Origin of the sequence: Methylocucumis oryzae (assembly GCF_000963695.1) — a bacterium.
GTDB lineage: Bacteria > Pseudomonadota > Gammaproteobacteria > Methylococcales > Methylomonadaceae > Methylovulum > Methylovulum oryzae.
The window spans coordinates 1-4,359 of sequence record NZ_LAJX01000274.1 but is presented as its reverse complement, the minus strand read 5'-3'; the positions used below and the strand labels follow the sequence as shown (position 1 = coordinate 4,359).

Annotated in this window: 2 protein-coding genes; both read left to right on the top strand. The window is 44.6% G+C overall.

Going from position 1 to position 4,359, the window contains the following annotated elements:
• Nucleotides 1-2,616, top strand: a 2,616-nt coding sequence (locus VZ94_RS19920; RefSeq protein ID WP_045780565.1) for a DEAD/DEAH box helicase, incomplete at its 5' end; no start/stop codon positions are given.
• Nucleotides 2,617-2,904: 288 nt separating this feature from the next.
• Nucleotides 2,905-4,173, top strand: coding sequence for a dicarboxylate/amino acid:cation symporter (locus tag VZ94_RS19915; protein WP_045780564.1), 1,269 nt, complete (start codon nucleotides 2,905-2,907; stop codon nucleotides 4,171-4,173).
• Nucleotides 4,174-4,359 lie beyond the last annotated feature (186 nt).

Sequence of the window (4,359 nt, the reverse complement as noted above, 5' to 3'; positions counted from 1 at the left end):
TTAGCGCTGAGTCACATGTTAAAAACAAGACGGTTATATTGGCACACTAATGACCAAGCACCTATTAGCTTAGAGCCACCAACTGCACTCAGCATGGCTTGGCAAACCACCGATAAAGGCGACTATACGCTGAAAATCGAGCAACCTGAGCATGTCGTATTAATCTTTACCGAACCTGCATTTTTATTAAATACCAAAACCTTAACCCTAAGCGAACTCAGTCAACCTTGCCCAAGCACCGAGCAACTTAAGAAATTTCTGCAAGCACCAGTGATTCCGGCTGAATTTGCCGAAGAGTTCAGTCAAAAGCTATTACTTGACTACCCTAACCTGCCGTTACCTGCACCTAAACCGGTACAGATTAAGGATTTACTAGACAAACAACCTAGACCCCAAGTTACCTTATTCGGCACAACCGTAGCGACTAATCAATATTTACACGTAATAAAACTGCGCTTTTATTACGATGGATACTGCCTATCAGGCTTACCAGAAACTGAGTTTAGCGTCAGCAAAGCACAAGACGGCAGTATGGTGCGCATTCAACGGGATTTGCTATTAGAGGCAACTTTCGCTGAAACCTTATTAAATCTAGGCTTTGCTAGGCTACCTGCCAATTTATTGGCTCTTGCAGGCCATGAGCTTATTTTTTATAGCCCTAGTGAGCAAACCAAATTCGATAGCGCCAAGCGTTGGGGACATTTCTTAACGGATATGCGCGATAAGCTTGAACAGCATCATTGGGAAGTAGTTATCGACGATAGCTTTCATTTACGTTTTGAACAGGCCGATTATTGGGAAGCCGAATTTAGTGAGAATGAAAATAATTGGTTTGAAATGCGCTTTAATATTGAAATAGATGGTCAATCTTACGCATTACTGCCCTTAATCACATCGGTATTAGAGCATTATGATTTAGAGAACTTACCGGAGCATTTATACATCCCACTGAACGACCACACCTATTTAAACCTGCCTACCGGTAAGTTAAAACCCGTTATAAACGTGTTATATGAAATGTTTAATGGCAACGCCTTAGCGCAAGACGGTTCGTTACGCTTATCGTTATTTCATGCCGCCAGTATTGCCGATTTAGAACAGCATAGCTATGGCTTATTTGCGATTAAAGGCAGCCAACAATTACGCGAACTGGCGCAAAAACTAAAAGACTTTTCCGGCATTCAAACGGTACAGCCTCCGGTTAACTTTCATGCAGAGCTTAGGCCGTATCAGCAACATGGCTTAAACTGGCTGCAATTTTTACGCGAATACCAGTTCGGTGGTATTTTAGCCGATGATATGGGCCTGGGTAAGACCATACAAACCTTAAGCCACTTGCTGTTAGAAAAACAGTCCGGCCGAATGCAAGGCCCTTGCTTAATCATTGCACCCACCAGTTTAATGAGTAACTGGCGACGCGAAGCACAACGCTTTACCCCTGATTTAAGCGTGTTAGTGTTACAAGGTGTTGAACGTAAGCAATTGTTTAGTGAAATTAAAAGCCATGATTTAGTGTTAACCACTTATCCGCTATTGCCTAGAGATGAAGATAACTTACTTGAACAAAGTTATTACTATCTTATTCTCGATGAAGCACAAACCATTAAAAACCCTTTAGCCAAAGCCGCGCAACTAGTCAGGCAAATTAAATCCACGCATAGACTGTGCTTAACCGGTACGCCTATGGAAAATCATTTAGGTGAATTATGGGCACAATTTGATTTTTTAATGCCAGGCTTTTTAGGCAACTTAGCCCATTTCAAAAAACTGTATCGCACACCTATAGAAAGCTATGGGGATGGAGATAGCCGCAAGCGATTAGCACAACGTGTTGCACCGTTTATGTTGCGCCGTACCAAACAAGAAGTCGCTACCGAATTACCTGAAAAAACTGAAATTATCCGCTCAGTCCCGCTTTACCCCAAACAAGCCGCGCTCTATGAAAGCATTCGTATTACTATGGAACAACGCGTGCGTGATGCCATAGCCCAGCAAGGCTTATCGCGTAGCCACATTACGATTTTAGATGCGTTATTAAAGCTACGCCAAACCTGCTGTGATCCACGCACACTGAGCTTAAAAGAAGCCCAGAAAGTTAAAGAATCGGCTAAATTAGATTTGCTCATGGAGTTATTGCCTGAGCAATTAGAGGAAGGCCGACGCATTTTAGTGTTCTCGCAATTTACCCGCATGATTGCGCTCATCGAACACGAACTGACTACGGCTAACATCGGTTACGCTAAACTGACCGGCCAAACTAAAAAACGCGATGACGCCATTAATGCGTTTAAAAACGGTGACGTTAACGTGTTCTTAATCAGCTTAAAAGCCGGTGGCGTCGGCTTAAACCTCACCGAAGCCGATACCGTGATTATTTATGACCCGTGGTGGAATCCTGCCGCAGAAAACCAAGCCGCCGACCGCGCCTATCGCATAGGCCAGGACAAGCCGGTGTTTGTTTATAAATTAATCACTGAAAACACCGTCGAAGAAAAAATCATTAGTATGCAAGAGAAGAAAAAAGCGTTAGCACAAGGTATTTATCAAGCTGAAAACCATGAAAACGGCTTGCAGCTAAGCGCCGAAGACTTAACGTCTTTGTTTGAAGCCAACTAAAGCGATTTCTATTAGCGTTGATGTGAATGCCTAAGCTAAACTCAGTACCTTTAAACGCACCAGGATTTCATCGCTCCCACGCTCTAGCGTGGGAGCGTAGCCAGAACGCTCTGCGTCTCGTTTCACACCGCCAGAGCGGCTGCAGCGCATTCCCACGCAGAGCGTGGGAACGATGTAGCCAGGTTTTAAGTAACCGCTCATAAATTGTTTAACACTTTTATACCTACAAGCCTCTAAAATCAGGCTTATTTATTAAAAGACTTTTGCACAGTTACTTAGGATGTCATCATGACACACCCGCACGCACCGGCCCAACCTAATCGGCAAACGCTTTATGTGCTCATCGCGCTAGGCTTAGGCATTATTGTCGGCGAGTTATTGCATCTAAGCTTTGGCGTAACCGCAACCGGTACGCTAAATCCCACCTTAGCGGTACTGATTGAAACATTGTCCGTTGTCACCGACTGTTTTATGCGGTTAATTAAGATGATTATTGCTCCGTTAGTGTTTGCGACGCTAGTCGTGGGCATAGGCAAAATGGGCGATGCGCATACCGTTGGGCGTGTAGGCTTAAAAGCCTTAGCCTGGTTTTTATCCGCTTCACTAATGAGTTTAGTCTTAGGCATGATATTGGTAAACGTATTCACGCCAGGCGAAAGCTTACATATTGCGTTGCCTAGCGATGCTCACGCAAGCCAACTGCCTGAAAACGGGCTGTCTTTACGCACGTTTGCAACCCACATTTTTCCTACCAGCATTTTTTCGGCCTTATCCGCGAATGAAATTCTACAAATCGTCGTGTTTTCGGTTTTCTTTGGCGTCGCCTCAGCACAACTTGGCGAATTAGCCGACCCTATGCTAAAAGCCTTAGATTCATTAGCGCATATCATGTTAAAAGTGACTACTTATGTCATGTATGCCGCTCCCATCGCTGTTTTTGCGGCGTTAACCGCCGTTATTGCTAAACAAGGTTTAAGTTTATTAGCAACCTACGGTATTTTTATTGCCGAATTTTATTTAGGCTTATTGACGTTATGGTTATGTTTAATCAGCATAGGCGTGTTAATACTGGGTGGCAAAAAAATACTGTCTTTATTACGCCATATCCGCGAACCGTTATTGCTGGCATTTGGTACGGCCAGTAGCGAAGCCGCCTACCCTAAGCTGTTACAACAATTAGAACGCTTAGGTTGCGATGCCAAAATAGCCGGTTTTGTCTTACCACTCGGCTATTCGTTTAATTTAGACGGTAGCATGATGTATATGACGTTTGCGGTATTATTCATCGCCCAAGCCTATGGCATAGAAATGAGCTTAGGCCAGCAAGCCTTAATGTTATTAGTCTTATTGTTTACTAGCAAAGGCGTCGCAGGGGTGCCGCGCGCATCATTGGTTGTTATTTCAGCGACGTTAAGCTTATTTCATATCCCCGAAGCCGGTATTTTACTGCTGTTAGGTGTTGACCAATTGCTAGACATGGGGCGAAGCGCTAGCAACGTACTAGGCAATAGTTTAGCGACAACAGTGATTAGCCGCTGGGAAAAGGCCTTGAAATAACTGATTCTATTTTGATAGCGCTGTTAATCTGGATTTATATTTACAAGTCACTCGGAAGCCCCCTCCCGTTTGCCGCGCCGAGCACCGCAGGTTTTGCCGGGAATTAGCCCGTCAGGGGCACGGCATGGATGCCGTGCGTCGGCAGGCGGGCAGGACGCCCGCTCTGCGACCTCCCAGCAAAAACCA